The organism is Salmonella sp. 2020_1459 (genome assembly GCF_043847915.1).
Lineage (GTDB): Bacteria > Pseudomonadota > Gammaproteobacteria > Enterobacterales > Enterobacteriaceae > Salmonella > Salmonella enterica.
The window spans coordinates 1-23,785 of the sequence record NZ_JBCMFA010000007.1; the positions used below are offsets into that span (position 1 = coordinate 1).

At 51.9% G+C, this 23,785-nt stretch carries 17 protein-coding genes, 1 tRNA gene and 4 pseudogenes; 10 read left to right on the forward strand and 12 right to left on the reverse strand.

Annotated elements, in window-relative coordinates:
- A pseudogene (locus ACH0VJ_RS17315) lies at positions 1-106 on the forward strand (hypothetical protein); the annotation flags it as partial.
- A gap of 43 nt (positions 107-149) precedes the next feature.
- On the opposite strand, the gene narP reads toward ACH0VJ_RS17315, so the two are convergent.
- Complete coding sequence (gene narP, locus ACH0VJ_RS17320; RefSeq protein WP_001115498.1) at positions 150-797, reverse strand: nitrate/nitrite response regulator protein NarP; 648 nt, start codon at positions 795-797, stop codon at positions 150-152.
- 729 nt (positions 798-1,526) lie between these two features.
- On the opposite strand from narP, the pseudogene pagL reads away from it, so the two are divergent.
- A pseudogene (gene pagL / locus ACH0VJ_RS17325) lies at positions 1,527-2,090 on the forward strand (lipid A 3-O-deacylase PagL).
- Between the two features lie 191 nt (positions 2,091-2,281).
- On the opposite strand, the gene ACH0VJ_RS17330 reads toward pagL, so the two are convergent.
- Positions 2,282-2,485 (reverse strand): virulence protein MsgA, encoded by a 204-nt coding sequence (locus tag ACH0VJ_RS17330; protein WP_001653202.1) that lies wholly within the window; start codon positions 2,483-2,485, stop codon positions 2,282-2,284.
- A gap of 146 nt (positions 2,486-2,631) precedes the next feature.
- On the opposite strand from ACH0VJ_RS17330, the pseudogene ACH0VJ_RS17335 reads away from it, so the two are divergent.
- From ACH0VJ_RS17335 to ACH0VJ_RS17345, 3 genes and pseudogenes are all read left to right on the forward strand, one after another.
- Positions 2,632-3,291 (forward strand): annotated as a pseudogene (locus ACH0VJ_RS17335) (phage tail protein); the annotation flags it as partial.
- Between the two features lie 956 nt (positions 3,292-4,247).
- Positions 4,248-6,614 (forward strand): SPI-2 type III secretion system effector E3 ubiquitin transferase SspH2, encoded by a 2,367-nt coding sequence (gene sspH2 / locus ACH0VJ_RS17340; RefSeq protein WP_001536360.1) that lies wholly within the window; start codon positions 4,248-4,250, stop codon positions 6,612-6,614.
- A gap of 87 nt (positions 6,615-6,701) precedes the next feature.
- Positions 6,702-6,924: pseudogene (locus ACH0VJ_RS17345) on the forward strand (DUF4113 domain-containing protein); the annotation flags it as partial.
- Between the two features lie 310 nt (positions 6,925-7,234).
- Here the strand turns inward: ACH0VJ_RS17345 and ACH0VJ_RS17350 are convergent.
- The 3 genes from ACH0VJ_RS17350 to ACH0VJ_RS17360 form a co-directional block, all read right to left on the reverse strand.
- Positions 7,235-7,311 (reverse strand) — tRNA-Pro (locus tag ACH0VJ_RS17350).
- A gap of 73 nt (positions 7,312-7,384) precedes the next feature.
- Positions 7,385-9,145 (reverse strand): LPS biosynthesis-modulating metalloenzyme YejM, encoded by a 1,761-nt coding sequence (gene yejM, locus ACH0VJ_RS17355; protein ID WP_000256151.1) that lies wholly within the window; start codon positions 9,143-9,145, stop codon positions 7,385-7,387.
- Between the two features lie 31 nt (positions 9,146-9,176).
- Positions 9,177-9,404, reverse strand: coding sequence for a YejL family protein (locus tag ACH0VJ_RS17360; RefSeq protein ID WP_001135904.1), 228 nt, complete (start codon positions 9,402-9,404; stop codon positions 9,177-9,179).
- 179 nt (positions 9,405-9,583) lie between these two features.
- Here ACH0VJ_RS17360 and yejK point away from each other — a divergent pair, with 179 nt between their 5' ends.
- On the forward strand, positions 9,584-10,591 hold the full coding sequence (gene yejK / locus ACH0VJ_RS17365; protein WP_000050805.1) for a nucleoid-associated protein YejK: 1,008 nt from the start codon (positions 9,584-9,586) through the stop codon (positions 10,589-10,591).
- Positions 10,592-10,618: 27 nt separating this feature from the next.
- Positions 10,619-11,239 carry a hypothetical protein gene (locus tag ACH0VJ_RS17370; protein ID WP_000033427.1) on the forward strand — a complete coding sequence of 207 codons (621 nt, stop codon included), beginning with the start codon at positions 10,619-10,621 and terminating at the stop codon, positions 11,237-11,239.
- A 108-nt stretch (positions 11,240-11,347) separates the two neighbouring features.
- On the opposite strand, the gene rplY is transcribed toward ACH0VJ_RS17370, so the two are convergent.
- Entirely contained in the window at positions 11,348-11,632 is a 285-nt protein-coding gene (gene rplY, locus ACH0VJ_RS17375) for a 50S ribosomal protein L25 (RefSeq protein WP_000494192.1), read from the reverse strand.
- A 124-nt stretch (positions 11,633-11,756) separates the two neighbouring features.
- Positions 11,757-13,517, reverse strand: a complete 1,761-nt coding sequence (locus ACH0VJ_RS17380) for a DEAD/DEAH box helicase (RefSeq protein WP_000578121.1) — start codon at positions 13,515-13,517, stop codon at positions 11,757-11,759.
- Between the two features lie 151 nt (positions 13,518-13,668).
- Here ACH0VJ_RS17380 and rsuA point away from each other — a divergent pair, with 151 nt between their 5' ends.
- The 3 genes from rsuA to ACH0VJ_RS17395 all read left to right on the forward strand — a co-directional run bounded on the left by rsuA (position 13,669) and on the right by ACH0VJ_RS17395 (position 16,317).
- Positions 13,669-14,364: a 16S rRNA pseudouridine(516) synthase RsuA gene (gene rsuA, locus ACH0VJ_RS17385; protein WP_023196637.1), complete on the forward strand. Its 696-nt coding sequence runs from the start codon at positions 13,669-13,671 to the stop codon at positions 14,362-14,364.
- Positions 14,365-14,391: 27 nt separating this feature from the next.
- Positions 14,392-15,582, forward strand: coding sequence for a Bcr/CflA family multidrug efflux MFS transporter (locus tag ACH0VJ_RS17390; RefSeq protein WP_000213349.1), 1,191 nt, complete (start codon positions 14,392-14,394; stop codon positions 15,580-15,582).
- A 390-nt stretch (positions 15,583-15,972) separates the two neighbouring features.
- On the forward strand, positions 15,973-16,317 hold the full coding sequence (locus tag ACH0VJ_RS17395; RefSeq protein WP_001094639.1) for a YejG family protein: 345 nt from the start codon (positions 15,973-15,975) through the stop codon (positions 16,315-16,317).
- Positions 16,318-16,320: 3 nt separating this feature from the next.
- On the opposite strand, the gene yejF is transcribed toward ACH0VJ_RS17395, so the two are convergent.
- The 5 genes from yejF to ACH0VJ_RS17420 form a co-directional block, all read right to left on the reverse strand.
- On the reverse strand, positions 16,321-17,910 hold the full coding sequence (gene yejF / locus ACH0VJ_RS17400; protein ID WP_000203619.1) for a microcin C ABC transporter ATP-binding protein YejF: 1,590 nt from the start codon (positions 17,908-17,910) through the stop codon (positions 16,321-16,323).
- A 1-nt stretch (position 17,911) separates the two neighbouring features.
- Positions 17,912-18,937: an ABC transporter permease gene (locus ACH0VJ_RS17405; RefSeq protein WP_001137761.1), complete on the reverse strand. Its 1,026-nt coding sequence runs from the start codon at positions 18,935-18,937 to the stop codon at positions 17,912-17,914.
- Positions 18,937-20,031, reverse strand: coding sequence for a microcin C ABC transporter permease YejB (locus ACH0VJ_RS17410; RefSeq protein ID WP_000501623.1), 1,095 nt, complete (start codon positions 20,029-20,031; stop codon positions 18,937-18,939). Before ACH0VJ_RS17410 ends, ACH0VJ_RS17405 begins: the two co-directional genes overlap by 1 nt.
- Positions 20,032-20,040: 9 nt before the next feature.
- Positions 20,041-21,846: an extracellular solute-binding protein gene (locus ACH0VJ_RS17415; protein WP_000561742.1), complete on the reverse strand. Its 1,806-nt coding sequence runs from the start codon at positions 21,844-21,846 to the stop codon at positions 20,041-20,043.
- Between the two features lie 106 nt (positions 21,847-21,952).
- Complete coding sequence (locus tag ACH0VJ_RS17420) at positions 21,953-23,509, reverse strand: cyclic di-GMP phosphodiesterase (protein WP_000957763.1); 1,557 nt, start codon at positions 23,507-23,509, stop codon at positions 21,953-21,955.
- Between the last annotated feature and the right edge of the window lie 276 nt (positions 23,510-23,785).

The following is a 23,785-nucleotide window of genomic DNA, read 5'->3' on the forward strand; positions in this document are numbered from 1 at the left end:
TGGCGAGGCGGTGGCGGCCTGGGAGATGATGCTGAAACTGTTGCCGGCAGACGATACCCGGCGGGCGGTGATAGAGCGCAGTATCCGGCTGGCGCAGGAGAAATAAGACCCTGACGGCCCGGTGGCGCGGCGCCACCGGGCCTGGCTTGTTACTGCATTCCGCGTGTTTGTAAAAATAGAATGGTCGCCGCGACGCGCGAGCGCACGTTTAGCTTGCGAAGTAGATTACGAATGTGCACCTTAACCGTCTGCTCAGAAATATTCAGTACTGACGCAATTTGTTTGTTAGAAAGCCCCTGCGCCAGCTCATGCAAGACATCTAACTCTCGTTCGGTCAGGATACTAAAGGGATCTTCCTGCGCGCCAAACCGTTCGCGCTCACGCAGATATTCATTGACCCGATCGCTAAAGACTTTACCGCCGTTAGCGCCTTTGCGAATGGCCTCCAGCAGCACTTCCGGATCGCTATCTTTGAGCAGATAACCGTCGGCGCCGGCGTCGATCAGCGCGTAGATGTCGCTGGCGGAATCCGAGACGGTAAGAATAATAATTTGCGCCGTCACACCATCCCGGCGTAGCGCGTTCAGGGTATCTAACCCGCTCAGACCTTTCATATTCAGATCCAGCAGGATCAGATCGGGCTCAATGCGATTCGCCAGATCGATCGCACTCGCCCCGTCACCCGCTTCGGCAACGACATGAAAAGCCGGGTCCAGTTCCAGTAATTGACGAATACCTCGCCGCATAAGTGGATGGTCGTCCACAATAAGCACCTGAAAAGGTGTTACTTCAGGCATGCTGTATCTCCTGAGTTTTATTAGAATGATTATTGTTTTCAGCGCGGAAATCGTCCAGATTTGCCACATTGTCAAGCGCGTAAATTTTACCCTAATTAGTGCATGGGTAAGTAGTAAAACCTGTGACAGGCGAGTAATTAGCTGAACGATAGAAAGGATAAAACAACCCGTTGTGAGAGAAAACAGAATACTCCCTGAAGTTGAATACTGGTCTGGACGCTTTTTTCGGACAATGTGACATAACAGAAGTGTGGCATATGTTGCTGCGCCCTTGCACCCGTAAGTCCAGACTATCTTTACTGGCAGGAAATTTCTTATTAAAAGTCATAGCGTCTAAAGCTTGTCATTATTAACAAATTATTTTAACTGAATTTATTTATGGTTTTATTAATGTCAATGAAATACATCTGAGCAGAACGAATAAACCGCGACATCTGTTAAATTAAATATTAAGTCAATAGCAGAGGTATTTTTATGCGATAAAGAGATTCTGACGATATTCTTATCATAAATGAAAATGTGGTCAGAAATGAGTGTCATTCACTTATAACTTATCCTGGATGTGCCTGAACAACACTCGCGGCGTTTTGAGCACCCGTTGGGGCGACTCAAGGGGAGAACGTAGTGTGGATGCTATATCAGCCGTTTCTGTGAGCGTAAGCGTGGCGTAGAAAATTTTAAATATGTTAGCCGGTTAAAAATAACTATTGACATTGAAATGGTGGTGGAGTGTATATGAAGAGAATATTTATATATCTATTATTACCTTGTGCATTCGCATGTTCTGCTAATGATAATGTTTTTTTTGGCAAGGGCAACAAGCATCAGATCTCTTTTGCTGCGGGAGAAAGTATAAGAAGAGGAGGGGTTGAGCACTTATATACGGCTTTTCTGACATACAGTGAACCCAGCGATTTTTTCTTTTTACAGGCAAGAAATAATCTGGAGTTAGGAGGATTTAAGGCTAAGGGTAGCGATGATTGCAGTAAACATTCTGGCAGCGTTCCCTGTAATAAATATAACTAGGGCGTATTGGGTATCTCGAAGGATGTGGCGCTGGTTCATTTCGCTGGTATCTATACCGGTATTGGTCTGGGGGCTTATATAAAATCTAAGTCGCGAGATGATATGCGTGTCAATTCTGCATTTACCTTTGGAGAAAAAGCGTTTCTTGGCTGGAACTTTGGGGCTTTTTCTACAGAAGCTTATATCCGGCATTTCTCGAATGGATCACTTACGGATAAAAATTCAGGGCATAATTTTGTAGGTGCTTCAATTAGTTATAATTTCTGAAGTTGAATAACAATTAGCGAGTTGCTGGCTGAAGGAGTAATTAATCACCGTACGTTGTCTACAAAACGTGTTGTGAATAGCCGATCGTTATCGACCCTATGGCGACAGGGAGGCTAATTGTTAGCGACAAAGGCGTGGTAGGCCGTTTACCTTACCAGAACGTTTTATTATTGCTGCGACAGATTGCTTACTCATTTACCTGCCACTGCAAACATTTTTTCCAGTATAGGGTGTAGATGCGCTTTTTCTGTTTTAGTACAAACATGGTTTACGTTAGTTGCCTGCATTGACTTTACTGTGACCACTGCACAGGAAAGATGTCCAATCAGTTCATGCAAAATCAGTTCATGCAAAATAACGTCTCTGGCATCAGCTAACTTTTTAATTGTAGGCATAAAAAAACCAGCCCTGACAGGCTGGTTTTCAAGGGGAATTTTGGTCGGCAGCTTCATCCGCAGCATCTGCGGAGAGCAGCGCAGGTACGGCGACCACAAAAGCCGGGGAGGCATCAGCCAGCGCGGCGTCGGCTGACACAGCCAGAACGGCGGCAGCCGCCTAGTCATCAGCATCGGAGGCATCCACCCACGCCGCCGCATCTGATACCAGCGCATCACTGGCAGCGCAAAGCAGAGCTGCAGCCGGAGAATTGGCAACCTGAGCCGAAGAGGCCGCGAAACGGGCCGAGGATATCGCAGACGTGATTTCCCTGGAAGATGCAAGCCTGACGAAAAAAGGTATCGTTAAATTAAGCAGTGCCACGGACAGTGACAGCGAAGCGCTGGCGGCCACACCAAAGGCGGTAAAAACCGTTATGGGTGAGGTACGGACCAAAGCGCCGCTGGACAGCCCGGCATTCACTGGAACGCCGACCACACCGACGCCGCCAGGCGATGCTAAAGGGCTTCAGACAACAAACGCGGAGTTTGTCCGCAAACTGATTGCCGCGCTGGTTGGTTCCGTACTGGAGCCACTGGACACCCTGCAGGAACTGGCTGACGCGTTGGGAAATGATCCGAACTTTGCCACCACGGTACTGAATAAACTGGCGGGCAAGCAGCCGCTGGACGAAACCCTGACGGCGCTGTCAGGAAAAAGTGTTGACGGTCTTATCGAATACGTTGGTTTGCGAGAAACCATAAGTCGTGCCGCCGATGCATTACAAAAATCACAGAATGGCGGCGATATTCCGGACAAGGATTTGTTTGTGCGTCGTATCGGTGCCGCGCGAGCGTTTGATGGCGCAGTTATTATCGGCTGTGATGATAATCCGTGGACGACGGCGGAGTTTATCGTCTGGCTGGAGTCTCAGGGCGCATTCAATCACCCTTACTGGATGTGTCGTGGCTCTTGGTCTTACGCTTATAACAAAATCATCACGGATACTGGCTGCGGTAATATCTGTCTCGCTGGCGCAGTGATTGAGGTAATGGGAGTGCGTGGCGCGATGACTATTCGGGTGACAACGTCCCATTCAGTATCTGGTTGGTGATACGTGGGTGACAGCCCCAAGTGTATAAGAAGGAATAATTATGACAGCGGAAAAAAAATAAAAAGAACAAACAGTTTTTAAATATTAAAAATTTCATTCCGTATGCACCGGAACCAGATGACACATTATTCGCCGATGCGGCGTATCTTAAATCAGAGGATGGTCAGGACTGGTATGGGTGCCAGCAATTATTTTCAGCAGACACGCTGAAAATTACCTACGACGATAACGATGTTATTACGTGTATTACGCGTGATGTTTCCGGGCTGTGGCCTGCTGGCCAGAGCGTTGCAGAGTTGCCTGATACGGATGAAAACCGTCGCGCTGATATTCATGCTGCTGGCAGTTTAAAGACGGTAAAGTCGTTCAAAGGGTTTATTCGCCGGAAGAGCTGCGCAGGCAGGCAGAATCGAAAATTGAACGCCCGGGCGTTGATACCGGATGATCTGGTCATCGTGGAAAGCGACCCTGAAAAAATCGACACTTTAGCTGTAAAATGACAGTCCCGCCATCCGGTCATCATAACGGATTTTTCTTCTGCACCTTCTGAAGCCCGCCATGTCAGGACGACCATGAATCCGCCGATAACCTTATTGTGAAATTAAGACCAGGAAGAGATGATGTCTGCCGGACAGATACTATATGTAAATTTATAAAGGTTTTTTGTTATGCCCTTTCATATTGGAAGCGGATGTCTTCCCGCCACCATCAGTAATCGCCGCATTTATCGTATTGCCTGGTCTGATACCCCCCCTGAAATGAGTTCCTGGGAAAAAATGAAGGAATTTTTTTGCTCAACGCACCAGACTGAAGCGCTGGAGTGCATCTGGACGATTTGTCACCCGCCGGCCGGAACGACGCGGGAGGATGTGATCAACAGATTTGAACTGCTCAGGACGCTCGCGTATGCCGGATGGGAGGAAAGCATTCATTCCGGCCAGCACGGGGAAAATTACTTCTGTATTCTGGATGAAGACAGTCAGGAGATATTGTCAGTCACCCTTGATGATGCCGGGAACTATACCGTAAATTGCCAGGGGTACAGTGAAACACATCGCCTCACCCTGGACACAGCACAGGGTGAGGAGGGCACAGGACACGCGGAAGGGGCATCCGGGACATTCAGGACATCCTTCCTCCCTGCCACAACGGCTCCACAGACGCCAGCAGAGTATGATGCTGTCTGGTCAGCGTGGAGAAGGGCTGCACCCGCAGAAGAGTCACGCGGCCGTGCAGCAGTGGTACAGAAAATGCGTGCCTGCCTGAATAATGGCAATGCAGTGCTTAACGTGGGAGAATCAGGTCTTACCACCTTGCCAGACTGTTTACCCGCGCATATTACCACACTGGTTATTCCTGATAATAATCTGACCAGCCTGCCGGCGCTGCCGCCAGAACTGCGGACGCTGGAGGTCTCTGGTAACCAGCTGACTAGCCTGCCGGTGCTGCCGCCAGGACTACTGGAACTGTCGATCTTTAGTAACCCGCTGACCCACCTGCCGGCGCTGCCGTCAGGACTATGTAAGCTGTGGATCTTTGGTAATCAACTGACCAGCCTGCCGGTGTTGCCGCCAGGGCTACAGGAGCTGTCGGTATCTGATAACCAACTGGCCAGCCTGCCGGCGCTGCCGTCAGAATTATGTAAGCTGTGGGCCTATAATAACCAGCTGACCAGCCTGCCGACGTTGCCGTCAGGGCTACAGGAGCTGTCGGTATCTGATAACCAACTGGCCAGCCTGCCGACGCTGCCGTCAGAATTATATAAGCTGTGGGCCTATAATAATCGGCTGACCAGCCTGCCGGCGTTGCCGTCAGGACTGAAGGAGCTGATTGTATCTGGTAACCGGCTGACCAGTCTGCCGGTGCTGCCGTCAGAACTGAAGGAGCTGATGGTATCTGGTAACCGGCTGACCAGCCTGCCGATGCTGCCGTCAGGACTACTGTCGCTGTCGGTCTATCGTAACCAGCTGACCCGCCTGCCGGAAAGTCTCATTCATCTGTCTTCAGAGACAACCGTAAATCTGGAAGGGAACCCACTGTCTGAACGTACTTTGCAGGCGCTGCGGGAGATCACCAGCGCGCCTGGCTATTCAGGCCCCATAATACAATTCGATATGGCGGGAGCCTCCGCCCCCCGGGAAACTCGGGCACTGCACCTGGCGGCCGCTGACTGGCTGGTGCCTGCCCGGGAGGGGGAACCGGCTCCTGCAGACAGATGGCATATGTTCGGACAGGAAGATAACGCCGACGCCTTCAGCCTCTTCCTGGACAGACTGAGTGAGACGGAAAACTTCATAAAGGACGCGGGGTTTAAGGCACAGATATCGTCCTGGCTGGCACAACTGGCTGAAGATGAGGCGTTGAGAGCAAACACCTTTGCTATGGCAACAGAGGCAACCTCAAGCTGCGAGGACCGGGTCACATTTTTTTTGCACCAGATGAAGAACGTACAGCTGGTACATAATGCAGAAAAAGGGCAATACGATAACGATCTCGCGGCGCTGGTTGCCATGGGGCGTGAGATGTTCCGTCTGGGAAAACTGGAACAGATTGCCCGGGAAAAGGTCAGAACGCTGGCTCTCGTTGATGAAATTGAGGTCTGGCTGGCGTATCAGAATAAGCTGAAGAAATCACTCGGGCTGACCAGCGTGACGGCAGAAATGCGTTTCTTTGACGTATCCGGCGTGACGGTTACAGACCTTCAGGACGCGGAGCTTCAGGTGAAAGCCGCTGAAAAAAGCGAGTTCAGGGAGTGGATACTGCAGTGGGGGCCGTTACACAGAGTGCTGGAGCGCAAAGCGCCGGAACGCGTTAACGCGCTTCGTGAAAAGCAAATATCGGATTATGAGGAAACGTACCGGATGCTGTCTGACACAGAGCTGAGACCGTCTGGGCTGGTCGGTAATACCGATGCAGAGCGCACTATCGGAGCAAGAGCGATGGAGAGCGCGAAAAAGACATTTTTGGATGGCCTGCGACCTCTTGTAGAGGAGATGCTGGGGAGCTATCTGAACGTTCAGTGGCGTCGTAACTGATGCACCAGGTGAATGAGGTGCGGTGCGACAAAGATATTCCCGGACGAACAACATCAGACAGTACGGATGATGTACAGGTGAAATAGGGGAGACTTCTTCAGTCAGGGCGCGGCGAAACTTTTTCGATGATAACGCGCCGCGCGCCGGTAGCGAGAAGCCGATGGAAGTACTGGATCACCTGAATGCAAAGAAGGGCTGGGGAAAGCTGTACTTTGCCGGGGAGGGTATCCAGCAACAGTAGGCTATGAAGAGAAACATACTGTCATCCCGATATACCACCCGCTATGAAGACCTGCTTCAGGTTAAGTGACAGGTTTACCCTGATTTTCAAATTTCTGATGTGATGGTGTGCCGCAGCCACATTGTATGCAAGAACGGGCTGCGGCAAACTGGCGATCGTTCGATAGTGCGTGTATTGAATAGTTACCAGTCGTGGCGGATTCTACTGGTTAAGGATGACTAATCAATGTATTTAAGTCATCTGTTCAACTTTTCGCGTTGGAGGGAGCTTGAAGTCAATTTGCAGTGACCTTCGATAGCTATTTCACCATCATTTCACCATTTGCAAATTGGATATATAAAAAAACCAGCCCTGGCAGGCTGGCTTTTAAGGGGAATTTTGGTCGGCACGAGAGGATTTGAACCTCCGACCCCCGACACCCCATGACGGTGCGCTACCAGGCTGCGCTACGTGCCGACTTGTGGGTGCTAATACTACCTTTTTCCAACGCGAATGCAAGGGGAAACGGTGCTAACTGATTTATAATTAATCAGTTAGCGATAAAACGTTTCTCTTCTGTTAGCACTTGCAGCAGCAGACTGAGCTGCGGCTTCTGATCTTTGATCTTCTCGCCGTGTAAGTCATAGGTCTGATAATGACCGTTATTATTGAGCACCAGGGTCATTTGCGGCGTCGTGATAGCCAGCGTACTGCCGTCTGCCGCCGTTACCCAGTTATGACGACGTGGAACGGTAAAGATGTCCTGGCCCTGTGAATATTCGTTCGCTGGCGTGCTGACATGTAACAGGCGTTGCATCAACGTGGTCATCACATCGGTATGATCGGTAAGCACATTAATACGCTGCGCAGGCGTCCCCGGCCAGTGGATCACCAGCGGTACTTGCAGATGACCTTGCGACCAGTCGAAGCGATTTTCTTCCGGCGTCAACGGTATGCCGCGTCCTGCGGTAATGATCACGACAGTATTCTCGAATTTACCGGCCTCTCGCAGCGCGTTCAGAACCCGATTGATTTGCGTATCCACGTCGCTGGCGGCACTGGCGTAACGCTTAACAAAATTTTTCTGGTTACTGTCATCAATATTAGTACCGTTAAACGATATCCATGAGAACCAGCGGTTATCTTCCTGTGCGTAGCGCCCAAGCCAGTCTATCCACTGGCTGGCCGTTTGCGCATCAGACTGCGTTTGCGCTGCCGGCATCGAGAAATCGGACAGTAATGCCTGACGATAAAGCGGGCTGGCGAAGCCATCCGAAGAAAACAGTCCCAGTTGGTAGCCTTGCTGATTCAACGCGGTAATGAGCGCCGCAGGCGTTCTGGTGGATAACACGCCATCCATATAGCCTGGCGATATGCCATAGAACAGGCCGAAAATACCGTTATCAGTGGTATTCCCTGAACTCATATGACGGGTGAAGTCGATGTTTTGCTCGGCAAATGTAGCCAGCTCCGGCATCTGCTTCTCAAAGCGAGAATAGTTCAGGCCGTCTACGGTAATGAGCAGCACATTCTGACCGGTGCCCATATCGCGATAGTGCAAATTGCTGAGCGGGTACTGTACGGAGACCGCTTCCGGATTGCCTTGCTCTACCAGACGGCGCTGATATTCCTGCGCATCCAGCAGACCGTGTTTTTCAAGAAAACGTCGCGCCGTCATCGGATAAGAGAGCGGCAGGTTTGCCCGCTGCATGGTAATCGGCCGGTAAAAATTAGCATCTGCCCAGATGTAGATAAGATGCGATGCGATAAAGGAGACGAAAAAGAATGCCGCAAGCGGCCTTGCGAAATGGCGACGGCGCGTGAGACTGCGCAGCTTTTGCCAACTCCATGTCGCAAATAGCATCTCAATCAATAAGATAACCGGCACGCTAATAAACATAAGCTGCCAGTCGCGCGCCATTTCGTTCTGGTCAGGGTTGATGACCAGCTCCCAGACAATGGGATTAAGATGCAGGTGGAAACGGGTAAAGACTTCGCTGTCGATAAGCAACAACGTCATACCCGCGGTCGCCAGAATGGCTGATAAAAACCGCATCAGCCGCTGGGACATCACGATAAACGTGAGCGGAAAAAGAATAAGCAAATAGGTGGCGAACACCAGAAAGCTAAAGTGCCCGACAATGCTCAGGTAGGAGTATATGCGACCCGCAAGCGTTGTCGGCCAGTCGGCGACAAACAGGTAACGGCTGCCGAGCAACGTAGCCAACAGTATATTGAACAGAGCGAACCAGTGCCCCCAGCTAACCATCTGGGAGACCTTTTCACGGTAGCGCTGACGATGAGTTACCATACCTGTCGCTTGTTTCTCCGGAGTCGGCTTTTTAGTGCGCGTTGTCTTCGCTAATCGAAGACTGCAAGGCGCGGGCAAAAGAGTTCGCAATCGCCTGGCGTTGAGCCGGCGCCACGCTGGTGTTGATAAGGTTGGTGACCATATTTCCCAGTACCATCAGGGAAAGATCGGTCGGCGCCTTATGTTTTTCCAGTACACTGAGCAGTTCGCTCAGCAGTTGTTCAACATGTTCATCACTATAGCGGGAGAGTTGTGGCATAAATCAAAATCTGTTTGTTCATGAAAGGGCAACATATTACCGTAGCAACAGTTTTTTTTCTGCATTTTTATCCCCTAAATCATTCGCGTTACGGATAACGCCTGAAATGACAGGGCGATTGCTTGCGTCTTCCGGCAGGCGGTGGTTGAATACCGCCCGGTCTTAAAGGAGAGTTTATCATGAGTCTGGATATCAACCAGATTGCCCTGCACCAGCTTATCAAGCGCGATGAGCAAAATCTTGAGCTGGTCTTGCGCGATTCATTGCTGGAGCCGACAACCACCGTTGTCGAGATGGTGGCTGAACTGCATCGGGTCTATAGCGCCAAGAATAAGGCGTATGGCCTGTTTAATGAAGAGAGTGAACTGGCGCAAGCGCTGCGGTTGCAACGTCAGGGGGAAGAAGATTTTCTTGCCTTTAGCCGGGCGGCGACCGGACGCCTGCGTGACGAACTGGCGAAATACCCCTTTGCGGACGGCGGCATTGTATTGTTCTGCCATTATCGCTACCTGGCGGTGGAGTATCTGCTGGTTACGGTACTGAACAACCTGAGCAGTATGCGGGTCAATGAAAATCTGGACATTAACCCGACGCATTATCTTGATATCAATCATGCGGATATCGTGGCGCGTATCGATCTTACCGAGTGGGAAACTAATCCGCAATCGACCCGCTATCTGACGTTCCTGAAAGGTCGGGTAGGGCGCAAGGTTGCTGACTTCTTTATGGATTTCCTCGGCGCCAGCGAAGGGTTGAACGCCAAAGCGCAGAATCGCGGCCTGTTGCAGGCAGTGGATGATTTCACCGCAGAAGCGCAGTTGGATAAAGCGGAACGTCAGAACGTGCGTCAGCAGGTGTACAGCTACTGCAACGAGCAGTTACAAGCCGGGGAAGAGATTGAGCTGGAATCGCTGTCTAAAGAGCTTTCCGGCGTCAGTGAAGTCAGCTTCAGCGAATTTACCGCCGAAAAAGGCTATGAGCTGGAAGAGAGCTTTCCGGCAGATCGCAGTACGCTGCGCCAGTTAACCAAATATGCCGGCAGTGGCGGCGGGTTAACCATTAACTTCGACGCTATGTTATTGGGTGAACGTATTTTCTGGGACCCAGCGACCGATACGCTGACTATCAAAGGAACGCCGCCGAATTTGCGTGATCAGTTGCAACGACGCACGTTGGGCGGGAAATAAAGGCATACTACATAAAAGGACGCCGTAGTGAGTAAAGGAATACGTCAGAAGCCGCCTGTTAATTTCAGTTTATTTCGGCAGGTTTTGTATGCGCACATTGTCGCATTTTTGATGATGTTGATGCTCGGCATGGTGTTCACCGTTCTCTCGTTGGTACTGTTTTATACTTATGGCACCAACTGGTTACTGAGCTTGTTCATATGCCCGCTGTTCTTGTTAAGTGGTTTATTCATTACTGGATTTGCTTTTAAATCAACCTGGTCCAGCATACGTTACTATTACGACAAGGGGCAGTTGAAACGGTATGGACTCAATCTTGATGCAACTTTGACGCATAAAGAGAAGGTGGAAATACGCATCGATAATGCAAAGCGTCAAGTGCGTGTAGATGAACTGGAACTCCATGTCTTATTTGATTTTCAGTTTGATAGCAAGACATGGAGCTGCGGCGACTTACTGACCAATGAAAAGGTATTTGATGCGTTGAATGACGGGCAAACGATACCAATACGAATTCTGCCATGGAAACCGGAAAGTGCCAGCGTTCGTCAACGGGCATTATTCAATCGGCTTAAAGGTATGAATACCGCGTCGGAAACTACAGATCCTCGATTAGGGGAGGCGCTAATTGAATGTGGCGAGGTGTAAGAAAGCAGAAAAGCAAAGTGGGTTCTCGTTGCTCTGCATGTCGTCAAATTCAATTAAACGCATAAAAAAACCCCGCCGGGGCGGGGTTTTTCTTCAACTTCCAGGCGATTACGCGCGAACGAAGTCGATGTGAGTCAGCTTCGGTTTGTAAGCGTGACGCTGTACAGCCTGAGCTTTAACTTTTACTTCTTTACCGTCAACCACGAGGGTCAGAACTTCGCTGTAGAATTCAGCTTTAGCTTGCATGTTCATCACCTGGTCGTGGTCCAGTTCGATAGCAATCGGGGCTTCAGAACCGCCGTAGATGATTGCCGGGAACTTGTTAGCGGCGCGCAGGCGGCGGCTCGCACCCTTACCCTGCTCTTTACGTACTTCTGCGTTGATAGTAAACATTTAAATCTCTCTTTAATAATTCCTGCTACAGGCGACCCAGCAACAGGTAAGTGATCTGCTTTGCGTATGCAAAGGCGGGCGGGATTCTATACTCAAATCGCCGTTACATCAATGAAAAGTACAATTAACCACGTAATTCGTGCGCCCGGCGGAAGCGGCCTTCATAGTCGAACACTTTTTCACGCACCTGCCAGTACTGGCCTTTCATCCGCGCGACCACAAAATCGGGATGCCGCAACAGCGCCTGCTGCGCGACAATATCCGCCGCCGTGATCCAGCGTAAAGGAACGCCAGGCGTGCGCGTATGCGGGCGAATAAATAGCTGTTCGAAAGCGGTACGCTGGGCGGGCGTGTGCAAGCGGAAGCGCTCACTGACATCCGCGCCGTCCTCGTCATAGTAAGTGATTTTCAGCCATTCGCCTTTCTCATCCTGCCCATGCTGCATCGTCATTCCGCTACAGCGCAGGACTAACGCATCCTTGAGCCTGAGCGCCGCTTTTAACATATCGTCCGGGTCGACCAGAATGGCGTCACATTCCCGGCAGCGTCGGGCGGCAATATCGTTTTCGGCATTACACTGCGGGCAGTTTTTGAAGCGAAAGCGAAAATCGCACTGCTCGCGATGGCCGTCGTCATCCTCAAACCAGCCCTGGCAGCGACGGCCAAAGTGTTCAATCAGCGTGCCGTCGGCAGTGGTTTTCCCCCAGAAGGTGTTGGCAAAGCCGCAGGCCGGGCAAAATACCTGGACAGGGACGTTATCGCTTTTTCCCTTCGGGCTACCGACCTCCGGGGCATACAGGTCGTGCGGGTTGCCTGCGTAATCAAGAATCAGGCAATCGGTCTTTCCCGGCGCAAGGCGCAGACCACGCCCGACAATTTGTTGGTAAAGACTAACTGACTCCGTGGGACGTAGAATCGCGATGAGATCAACGTGTGGGGCGTCAAAGCCGGTGGTCAGCACCGAGACGTTAACCAGATAGCGAAAACGCTGCGCCTTGAAATTATCAATCAGCGCGTCGCGCTCGGGCCCTGGCGTATCGCCGGTAATCAGCGCCGCGTCGTCCGCCGGAAGCAGACCGACAATCTCTTTCGCATGTTCGACCGTGGCGGCGAAAATCATCACGCCTTTGCGCGTTTGCGCAAATTCCATAATCTGGCTGATGATGTGCGGCGTAATCCGCTGCTGCTTTTTCAGCTCGCGGTTCAGGTCGGCTTCGCTGAACAGCCCATTGCTTTGGGCCTGCAGGCGGCTGAAATCGTATTGGACCACTGGCATATCAAGCCGCTCAGGCGGCGTCAGATAGCCGTGTTTAATCATATAGCGCAGCGGCAGTTCATAAATACAGTCGCGAAACAGAGCGTTGTCGTTGCCGCGCACCATACCGTGATAATGAAATTGATAAATCCAGCCTTTTCCGAGGCGAAAAGGCGTGGCGGTGAGTCCAAGCAGACGTAAGTGAGGATTAACTTTACTCAGGTGAGTGAGGATTTGCTGATACTGACTGTCTTCATCGTCACCGATGCGGTGGCATTCATCGACAATCAACAGCGAAAACTCCTCCTGGAAGGCGTCAAGATTACGCGCCACCGACTGTACGCTGCCGAACACGACTTTGCCCTGACTCTCTTTACGTTTGAGTCCGGCGGCGAAAATATCTGCTTCCAGCCCCAGCGCGCAATATTTGGCGTGGTTCTGCGCGACCAGCTCTTTCACATGCGCCAGCACCAGTACCCGTCCGCGGGCGACGCGCGCCAGTTCGGCGATCACCAGGCTTTTACCTGCGCCGGTCGGCAGAACAATCACGGCGGGCGTACGGTGGCGGCGAAAGTGGCTGAGCGTGGCGTCTACGGCTTCTTGCTGGTAGGGGCGGAGTGTAAAAATCATGGTCTCACTACGTTAAACGGTTCCGGGAATAGTATGCCATGAATCATTTCCCTTGAGGGATATAGTTAGCCCGCTATACTGAGCGGATAGCAATTCCCTTTTTTCGGGTAGAATGCCCGATTTCCGTATTATTACAGGCTAAATCACACACATGCGACTTGATAAATTTATCGCTCAGCAGCTTGGCGTCAGCCGCGCTATTGCCGGGCGTGAAATTCGTGGTAACCGCGTTACCGTCGATGGCGACATCATTAAAAATGCGGCCTTCAAACTGCTCCCGGAACATGCGGTTGCGTATGACGGCAATCCCTTAGCGCTGCAACACGGGCCACGCTATTTTATGCTTAACAAGCCGCAGGGATACGTTTGTTCAACCGATGATCCCGATCATCCAACGGTACTGTATTTCCTGGATGAGCCGGTGGCGTATAAGCTGCATGCCGCAGGACGTCTGGATATCGATACTACCGGTCTGGTGTTAATGACAGATGACGGTCAGTGGTCGCACCGCATTACGTCGCCGCGCCATCACTGTGAAAAAACCTATCTGGTGACCCTGGAGTCGCCGGTGGCCGACGATACGGCAGCGCAATTTGCGAAAGGCGTGCAGTTGCATAATGAAAAAGATCTCACTAAACCCGCTACGCTGGAGGTGATAACACCTGTGCAGGTCCGTCTGACCATCAGCGAAGGCCGTTATCATCAGGTGAAGCGGATGTTTGCCGCAGTAGGCAATCGCGTTGTGGAACTGCACCGCGAACGGATTGGCGCCATTACGCTGGATGAGAATCTGGCTCCCGGCGAGTACCGCCCGTTGACTGAAGAAGAAATCGCCAGCGTCGGCTAACTATCTCGTTAAATTCAGGAGTTCGATGTGACCACCCGGCAGCACTCTTCCTTTGCCATTGTCTTTATTCTTGGCCTGTTGGCCATGTTAATGCCGCTGTCAATTGATATGTATCTTCCAGCGCTGCCGGTGATTTCTGCGCAATTCGGCGTGCCTGCCGGTAGCGCGCAGATGACGCTCAGCACCTATATTTTGGGGTTTGCGCTGGGTCAGCTTATCTATGGACCGATGGCGGATAGCCTCGGGCGTAAGCCGGTCATCCTGGGCGGGACGCTGGTATTTGCCGCTGCGGCGGTCGCCTGTGCGTTGGCGCAGACTATCGATCAACTGATCGTGATGCGTTTCTTTCACGGTTTGGCGGCCGCGGCGGCAAGCGTCGTCATCAATGCGCTGATGCGGGATATTTATCCAAAGGAAGAGTTTTCGCGCATGATGTCATTTGTCATGCTGGTCACTACGATAGCGCCGTTAATGGCGCCCATTGTCGGCGGCTGGGTGTTGGTATGGTTAAGCTGGCACTATATCTTCTGGATACTGGCCATTGCGGCGATTCTGGCGTCAGTCATGATCTTTGCTCTGATTAAAGAGACGCTGCCCGTTGAGCGGCGTCAGCCTTTTCATATTCGTACCACAATAGGTAACTTTGCCGCGTTGTTTCGCCACAAACGCGTACTGAGCTATATGCTGGCGAGCGGGTTTAGTTTTGCCGGTATGTTCTCTTTTTTGAGCGCGGGGCCGTTTGTCTATATCGAAATTAATCATGTTCCGCCGCAGGATTTCGGCTACTACTTCGCGTTGAACATCGTATTTCTGTTTGTGATGACGATTATCAACAGCCGTTTTGTCAGACGGGTAGGGGCGCTAAACATGTTTCGGGCCGGGCTATGGATTCAGTTTGCGATGGCGGTGTGGATGGTTTTCAGCGCGCTGATGGGCATTGGATTCTGGGCGCTGGTGGTCGGCGTTGCGGCGTTTGTCGGCTGTGTGTCGATGGTTTCGTCCAATGCGATGGCGGTCATTTTGGATGAGTTTCCGCATATGGCCGGAACGGCGTCTTCGTTGGCGGGCACTTTCCGCTTTGGTATTGGCGCTATCGTCGGCGCGTTGCTGTCGCTGGCTACCTTTACCAGTGCGTGGCCGATGATTTGGTCGATTGCGCTTTGCGCCGCCTGTTCCATTCTGTTTTATCTCTACGCCAGCCGTCCCAAAAAACGGTGACGGGCGCGCTGTCCCTCAATGGCGCCGAAGAATGCGCAGGCGGCGTTGGGGGACGCTATCCGCTACACGATGGCAAAGCCAAACGGCTTTCATAGTTGATGTATATCAATTACCAATTCATCATTTTCCTCCTTTATGTTTATTTTATGTAAAATCCATTTATGTAAAAAGTCACATCATTGTAGTTAAAAAGGTTGAGTTAGATCGCAGAAACGGGTACATATAGCCCGCCGCTATCTCCGCGTCGGTAAAACTATTTTAACTCCCGCTTGCTGTAGAGCCACTGACGGAGAGAAGGGCGTTAGCAATCTGTTTAAGGACGGGTTGTCAATGATGTGTTAATATAAATGTAAGTAAATTGTGAAGTAATTGTGCTTCCGGGGAAAGAAAGTGAATACATTACAGCTCTCAATTGTTCACCGTCTGCCGCAAAACTATCGCTGGTCGGCGGGTTTTGCGGGGTCAAAGGTTGAACCGATTCCGCAAAACGGGCAGAGCACCGAGAATAGTCTGGTGGCGCTTAAACTGTTGAGTCCGGCAGGCGATAGCGCGTGGTCAGTGATGCATAAGCTCAGCCAGGCGCTAAGCGATATTGAAGTTCCTTGCTCCGTGCTGGAGTGCGAAGGGGAACCGTGCCTGTTCGTTAATCGTCAGGATGAGTTTGCCGCCACCTGTCGGCTGAAAAATTTCGGCGTGGCGATAGCGGAACCTTTTTCTAACAATAATCCTTTTTAGGCGTCAGCTTAACGCGAGTAGCTGACGCGTATAGGCCTGTTGCGGTGCGGTAAACACGCGCTCGCATTGCCCCTGTTCAACCACCTCCCCCTGCCGCAGCACGATAACCTGATGGCACAGCGCGCGTACTACATGCAGATCGTGGCTAATGAAGATATAGGCCAGACGGTGCTTTTGCTGGAGCGATTTCAGGAGGGCAAGAATCTGCGCCTGAACGGTTTTATCCAGCGATGAGGTCGGTTCATCCAGAATAATAAGCGACGGTTTTAAAATCAGTGCCCTGGCGACGGCGATACGTTGACGCTGGCCGCCGGAAAACTCAGCGGGGTAACGATGCCGCGTTTCCGGGTCCAGGCCGACTTCCATCATGACCGCTTTCACCTGCTGTTCGCGCTGCGCGCCTGAAAGCGTAGGCTGGTGGACGCGCAGGCCTTCTTCGATAATTTGCAATACGTTTAAACGCGGGTTTAGCGATGAGTTCGGGTCCTGGAATACGACCTGGATACGGTGGCGAACAGGTAAAAGCTGGCGGCGGTTTAACGTATCCAGCGATTGACCGTCAAACACGATGCGGCCTTCGGAGCGGATAAGCCGTAACAGCGCCAGACCGGTGGTGCTTTTTCCCGATCCTGACTCGCCGACCAGACCCAGCGTTTCGCCTGGATGCAGGGTGAAACTGATATTGTTAACCACCACATTATGATCCACGACGCGCTTCAGAATGCCTTTGCGGATCGGGAAGGCGACGCGCAGCCTGTCCACCTCCAGCAACGGCGTCTGCCCGGCGGGGAGCGGAACCGGATCGCCTGTGGGTTCGCTGTTGAGTAGTTTTTGCGTGTACGGATGGGTCGGCGCGGAGAGCAGCGTGTCGGCGCGTTGGTTCTCTACGCACTTGCCGTGTTGCATTACCGCTACTGAATCCGCCAGTTTTTTTACAATGCTGAGGTTATGGGTGATAAACAGTAATCCCATATTAAGCTCGCGCTGGAGTTCCCGTAGTAGAGATAAAATCTGCGCCTGTACGGAGACGTCGAGGGCGGTGGTCGGCTCATCGGCGATCAGTAATTCCGGCCGTGTTAACAGCGCCATGGCTATCATGACGCGCTGGCGTTCGCCGCCGGAAAGCTGATGAGGGTAATCGCGCAGACGCTGGCTCGCCTGGCGGATACCGACCCGATCCAGACAACCGATCATCTCCGCTCTTGCCGCCTCCCGACGCATTCCCCGATGGAGCGACAGCACTTCATAGAGCTGTTTTTCCAGCGTATGCAGTGGGTTAAGTGAAACCATCGGTTCCTGAAAAATCATGGCGATTTTATTGCCGCGCACGCCGCGTAGCGTCTGCTCGCTGGCATGAAGCAATGATTCGCCGTGAAAGCGAATATCGCCGGAGAGGTAGACGGCGGGAGGGGTAGGCAAAAGACGCAGAATGGAAAGCGCCGTCACGCTTTTCCCTGACCCGGACTCGCCGACCAGCGCCAGCGTTTCCCCGGCGTTCACCTGTAACGAAATGGCGTTAACGACAGGACGCACGTGCTGTTGCTGACGGAAACCTACCGATAAATTTTCAATCGCAAGCAATGGAGATGTCATCTTATACCGCCTTAGCAGGATCAAAGGCGTCGCGTACCGCTTCGCCGATAAAAATCAGCAGCGATAGCAGAATGGCGACAGACAGAAAGGCGGCGATCCCCAGCCAGGGAGCCTGTAAGTTGTTTTTCCCCTGTAAAAGAAGTTCGCCGAGAGAAGGGGAGCCAAGCGGCAGACCGAATCCCAGAAAATCCAGCGACGTCAGGGTGGTGATGGAGCTACATAAAATGAACGGTAAAAATGTCAGGGTAGCGACCATCGCATTAGGCAACATATGGCGCAGGATAATGTCCCGATCGCTGACGCCAAGCGCCTGCGCGGCGCGGATATAGTCAAAATTGCGGGTCCGTAAAAACTCGGCGCGCACCACGCCCACCAGACTCATCCAGCCAAACAGTACGGTTATGGCCAGCAGCCACCAGAAGTTAGGCTGCACTACGCTGGAAAGTAAAATAATCAGAAACAGGGTCGGCATCCCCGACCAGACTTCGATGAGACGTTGCCCCCATAAATCGACTTTGCCGCCATAATAGCCCTGTAGCGCGCCCGCCAGTACGCCCATGACGCTGGAGCAAATCGTTAACATCAGGCCGAATAAAATAGAAATGCGGGTGCCGTACAGGATGCGGGCGAAAACGTCGCCGCCATTCGCATCGGTGCCCAGCCAGTTTTTCGCCGAAGGCGGGGAGGGGAAAGGCTGCGTGGTGGCAAAATTAATGGTATTGGCGCCAAAGCGTACGGGGGCCCACAACACCCAGCCCCGATTCTCAAGCTGCCGTTGTAGCCAGGGGTCCTGATAATCTGCCGTTGTCGCCAGCGGGCCGCCGAAATCGCGCTCGCTGTAATTTTTTACCAGCGGAAAATACCACTGGCCTTCATAGCGCACCAGCAATGGCTTATCGTTAGCAATCAGTTCCGCGCATAAGCTCAGGCTGAACACGACCAGGAAAATCCATAGTGACCAGTAGCCCCGGCGATTATGGCGGAAACGCGCCCAGCGGGCCTGATTGACCGGGCTTAATCGCGGCATTATCGTCCCTCAAAATCAATGCGTGGATCGACCAGCGTATAGCTGATATCGCTCAGGATATTCAGTAATAAGCCAATCAGGGTAAAGATATAAAGCGTACCGAACATCACCGGATAGTCGCGCGAAACGGTTGCTTCATAACCCAGCAGCCCCAGGCCGTTGAGCGAGAACATGACTTCAATTAGCAGCGAGCCGGTGAAAAACATACTGATAAAAGTGGCGGGAAACCCGGCGATCACCAGCAGCATGGCGTTACGAAAAACATGTTTCCAGAGAATGTTTTTTTCACTCACGCCTTTAGCGCGAGCGGTAACGACATACTGTTTACGCACCTCGTCGAGAAACGAATTTTTCGTCAGCATCGTCAGGGCGGCAAAACCGCCGATGACGGTCGCCAACACCGGTAGCGTAATATGCCACAAATAATCGGTGATTTTCTGGTACCACGGTAACGTGTCAAAGTTGGCGGAGACCAGGCCACGTAGCGGAAAGATATCGTAGTAGCTGCCGCCGGCAAAAAAGACGATTAATAAAATAGCGAACAGAAAGGCGGGGATCGCATAACCAATAATGATAAACGCGCTGCTCCACACATCAAAGCGACTGCCGTTATGGACGGCTTTGCGAATCCCCAGCGGGATAGACACCAGATAAATAATCAGCGTGCTCCATAATCCCAGGGTAATGGAGACGGGAAGGCTATCTTTGATCAGCGTTAGTACGGATGCGCTGCGAAACAGACTGTCGCCGAAGTCAAAAGAGAGATAGTCCCGTAGCATCTTGAAATAACGCTCATGCAGTGGTTTGTCGAAACCGTAGCGATGGGTGATCTCCGCGATCACCTCCGGATCGAGTCCCCGGCCGCCGCGATAATGGCTGTCGCTGATATTGCCGACGCCGGTTTGCGCATGACTGGCGCGAACGCCTTCGCCGCTGGCGCCGGGCAACGCGCCGCCCTGGCCAAATTCAATCGCGGCAATAGCCTGATCGACAGGGCCGCCGGGAGCGATCTGCACGATAAAAAAGTTAATGGTAATAATGGCCCATAGCGTGGGGATCACCAGTAACAGACGGCGGATAAGATAGGCGCCCATTGATTCTTACTACCTCCTGGCTGCCGGTAGTTTGGCGGCTTTGTTGACATCATACCACCAGGTATCTAACCCGATGGTATATACCGGGCGAATCGCCGGATGGGAGAATTTATCCCACCAGGCGAGCCTGTCTTGCGCCATATACCACATCGGCAGCATGTAATAGTTCCAGGTCAGCACGCGATCCAGCGCCCGTCCCAGTGGCACCAGTTTCGCTTTATCACCCTGCGCTGCGATAATTTGCGCGATCAGTTTATCCACCACCGGGCTTTGTACGCCGGGAGCGTTATAACTGGAGTCAATGTATTCCGACGCCCATGAGATTTGTAGATCGGAGCTGGGCCAGGGCATCGCCCGCCATAGCCTCGGCATCATGTCATAGTCGCGGCTGCGCATCCGGTTGGTGAGCTGAGAATTATCAACCTGACGGATAGTCATCGTAATGCCCAGACGCTGAAGATTATGCTGGAAGGGCAGAACCCACTGGCTATTACTGCTGGCAGGAAGGAGAAGTTCAAACGTCAGAGGCTTACCGGTGACGCTATTGACCCGTTGCTGTCCGTTGATCACCCATCCGGCCTGCGTCAACAAGGCGTCAGCTTTAAGAAGATTTTCGCGATCGTAGCCGTCGCCGTTAGAGACCGGCGGCTGATAGATCTGAGTGAAGACTTCAGGAGGAAGATCTTTTTTCATCGGCGCGAGTAATACCAGCTCATCGGCGTCAGGGTAATTTCTGGCGGCGTACTCGGTATTCTGGAAGTAACTGTTGGTTCGGCTCCAGGCATTATAGAACAGCGCTTTATTCATCCACTCAAAATCGAAGGCCAGGGTGACAGCTTCACGTACCCGCCGGTCTTTAAATACCGGGCGCTGAATATTAAAGGCCAGCCAGCGTGTGTCCTGCGCCGACTCGTTTTTCTGCTCTTCTTTAATGATGTAATGATTATCGAAATTTTTACCGATATAGCGCGTTGCCCAGTTTTTAGCGTCGTTTTCCAGCCGTAGATCAAATGCGCCCGCTTTAAACGCCTCGAAAGCGACATTGTCATCAAGGTAGTAATCGTAGCGGATAGTGTCGAGGTTAAAACGTCCACGATTGACCGGCAGATTAGCCGCCCAGTAGTTTTTGACGCGTGAATAGACAATGTACTGGCCCATTTTCCACTGAGTAATCCGGTATGGGCCGCTGGCTAAGGGCGGCGTTGAAAGCGGATCGCTGAGCTTGTGATTTTTCCAGAATTTTTCGGGCATGATCGGTAATGAAAACAGACTAAGCATGTCTTCTTTACCAGGCTTCGCCAGCTCAATTCGCACGGTTAAAGGCGCAATCGCCTTCACGGTAGTACCTTTATAGACCAGACGGAACTGCGGTACGCCTTCGGTCATAAACTTATGAAAGGTAAAGGCCACATCGCGGGCGGTAATGGGCGTGCCATCGTGAAAACGAGCGCGGGGATTAATCGAGATTTCCACCCAGGAATAGTCGGCGGCATAGCGGGCATGGTCGGCAATCAGCGGGTAATAGCTTCCGGGTTCATCATCCGAAGTGGTAAAAAGCGTATCGTAAAGGGCTTCGGTACGTACGCCGGGATTGCCGCGCAGCGAATAGCGATTGAAATTATCGAACGTACCAATGGCGGAAAGCGTCATCTGACCGCCTTTCGGCGCAGCAGGATTCACATAATCAAAGTGATCAAAGTTAAAAGCATACTTAGGTTCGCCGAGTACGGCGAAAGCGTAGCTTTCTTTGATTTCCTGGGCCTGGGCGCCAGCGCTAACCAGTGCGACAAGCAGAAGCATTACGCGCGCAATCATCTGAAGGCGGTTTCCTTATCGTATTGCCCGCTGCAAACCGGCAGGCGTTTCGCTGAATAATAAGTGACGTTGCGTCTGATGTGAATCCGTTAAAACCGTAAGGGGGCTACCATTCAGGCACAGAAGGCGCCGACATCCACAGCACGAAATCTTTTAGGGGTAAAGGACGGCTAATCCAGTATCCCTGCAAGTAATTAACACCGTGATCGCGTAGCCAACGGGCCTGCTCCGGCGTTTCAACGCCCTCGGCCACCGTCAGCATATTCAGGCGTCTGGAGAGCGTCAGCACGGTATCCAGAACCGGAGACGTGACGGTTTCCGTGCCGATCGCCTGGATAAAGCCGCGATCGATTTTCAGATAATCTAAAGTAAATCGCTCCAGATAAATCAGGGCGCTATGGCCTGTACCGAAATCATCTATAGCGATTTCAAACCCGGCGGAATGCAGCCATTCGAACAGTTTGGCCGCTTCATACTGCTGAAGCATATCGCGTTCAGTGATTTCCAGCACGATATGAAAATGGTGCGCGGGCAGGGCGTCCCTGAGCCGGTGCATATCCTCTTTAAAACTGTCGCTGTGCAGATGTTCCGGCGCGATGTTAATGCCAAATTTGGCACCGACGGGCATCACCTTCTGTAGCGTGGGCGCGTCGCGGGCGATCAGCTCGAACAGATGCTGCGTTAACGGTACGATAAGTTGCTGCGCTTCGGCATAGTGGATAAAGGCATCCGGCGGAATCTCTCCTGCCGTAGGGTGACGCCAGCGCAGTAAGACTTCAAGCCCGGTGACGCTCAGCGTACGAGTATCGACGACGGGCTGATAAACCACATAAAACTGCTCGTGTTTGATTGCCGTTAAAATCTCTTTGCCCGGTCGCGTCCGGAGGGCATAGATAAAGTAACAGATAAACCCTGCTACGATGCCGCTAATGCAGCCCAGCATCAACGCATACCACAAGTCATTGTAGGTCCAGCTATCGGCATAAAGCTGTATTTTAAGCGGCAGACCGTTGATAGTTGCCTGTCGTGATGGCGTGCCCGGCAGCTCCGCGACGGTCAGCAGACGCGAAGAAAAGGTCGACAGCGCGGTATTGCCGACAATCAGCGCGATGCCGTTAAAATCGTCCTGGCGCGTGGTATAGAGTAAGTAGGGCGTCAGGTTAATATTCAGCGATGTGAATACGCCGCTGTCATTTAATAATGGGTTTCGATACCAAATCACCATTGTCGGTTTGTTGGGCATCATTGGCGTGCCGGGCAGAATCGCCATAGCAACGTCTTTGCGGATATCTATATCCGGTACCAGTTGCTGAAGCGGCATATTCATGGCGCCAGTGGCGGAAGAGCAGAACACTTTTTTATCTTTAATCAATAAGAAGGCGCGGACATTAAGGCTAAAAGCGGCTCTTGAGGTGAGTTCTGCGCCAACCTGCTGACAGGTGTTGATCGTCAACGGTTGAAGAATATCGGTGGTGGCTTTCAGGTCGGCGAAATAGCTGGCCAGGTAGTGTTGTACATCAGAAAGGAGCGTATTGTATTTAACATCCCGTTTATGCCACGACAGGAAAAATTGCAGGCTACCAATAAGTAATGCTGCCGCCATCCCCGTAATGATACAGGTAAGCAGGATTTTCCGACCGGAAGAGGAGTCGCGTGTAAGCATAATTCCTGGTGTGACCTGAAAAGGCGGATGCCGGTTAAACTGGTTGATTTATAAGACTATAGCCTGGATTACCCCGGATAGTCATGCTTTTCTGTGATGCGCAGGAAAGCGTACTGTCGCAGTAGGCGTTGGGGGAAACGACCTGAATGCCTGATGGCGCTATGTTTATCAGGCCTACGTTCGTGTGTTGTAGGCTGGATAAGAGGCGACACGTCGCCATTCGGCAAAACGGGTTCAGAAGGGATAATAAGCAAAAGCACTGCCGAAGCAGTGCTT

Excerpts from the sequence above, each read along its gene's own strand:
- narP (WP_001115498.1), bottom strand. The coding sequence starts at position 797 with ATGCCTGAAGTAACACCTTTTCAGGTGCTTATTGTGGACGACCATCCA.
- ACH0VJ_RS17330 (WP_001653202.1), bottom strand. The coding sequence starts at position 2,485 with ATGCCTACAATTAAAAAGTTAGCTGATGCCAGAGACGTTATTTTGCAT.
- sspH2 (WP_001536360.1), top strand. The coding sequence starts at position 4,248 with ATGCCCTTTCATATTGGAAGCGGATGTCTTCCCGCCACCATCAGTAAT.
- yejM (WP_000256151.1), bottom strand. The coding sequence starts at position 9,145 with ATGGTAACTCATCGTCAGCGCTACCGTGAAAAGGTCTCCCAGATGGTT.
- ACH0VJ_RS17360 (WP_001135904.1), bottom strand. The coding sequence starts at position 9,404 with ATGCCACAACTCTCCCGCTATAGTGATGAACATGTTGAACAACTGCTG.
- yejK (WP_000050805.1), top strand. The coding sequence starts at position 9,584 with ATGAGTCTGGATATCAACCAGATTGCCCTGCACCAGCTTATCAAGCGC.
- rplY (WP_000494192.1), bottom strand. The coding sequence starts at position 11,632 with ATGTTTACTATCAACGCAGAAGTACGTAAAGAGCAGGGTAAGGGTGCG.
- ACH0VJ_RS17380 (WP_000578121.1), bottom strand. The coding sequence starts at position 13,517 with ATGATTTTTACACTCCGCCCCTACCAGCAAGAAGCCGTAGACGCCACG.
- rsuA (WP_023196637.1), top strand. The coding sequence starts at position 13,669 with ATGCGACTTGATAAATTTATCGCTCAGCAGCTTGGCGTCAGCCGCGCT.
- yejF (WP_000203619.1), bottom strand. The coding sequence starts at position 17,910 with ATGACATCTCCATTGCTTGCGATTGAAAATTTATCGGTAGGTTTCCGT.
- ACH0VJ_RS17405 (WP_001137761.1), bottom strand. The coding sequence starts at position 18,937 with ATGCCGCGATTAAGCCCGGTCAATCAGGCCCGCTGGGCGCGTTTCCGC.
- ACH0VJ_RS17410 (WP_000501623.1), bottom strand. The coding sequence starts at position 20,031 with ATGGGCGCCTATCTTATCCGCCGTCTGTTACTGGTGATCCCCACGCTA.
- ACH0VJ_RS17415 (WP_000561742.1), bottom strand. The coding sequence starts at position 21,846 with ATGATTGCGCGCGTAATGCTTCTGCTTGTCGCACTGGTTAGCGCTGGC.
- ACH0VJ_RS17420 (WP_000957763.1), bottom strand. The coding sequence starts at position 23,509 with ATGCTTACACGCGACTCCTCTTCCGGTCGGAAAATCCTGCTTACCTGT.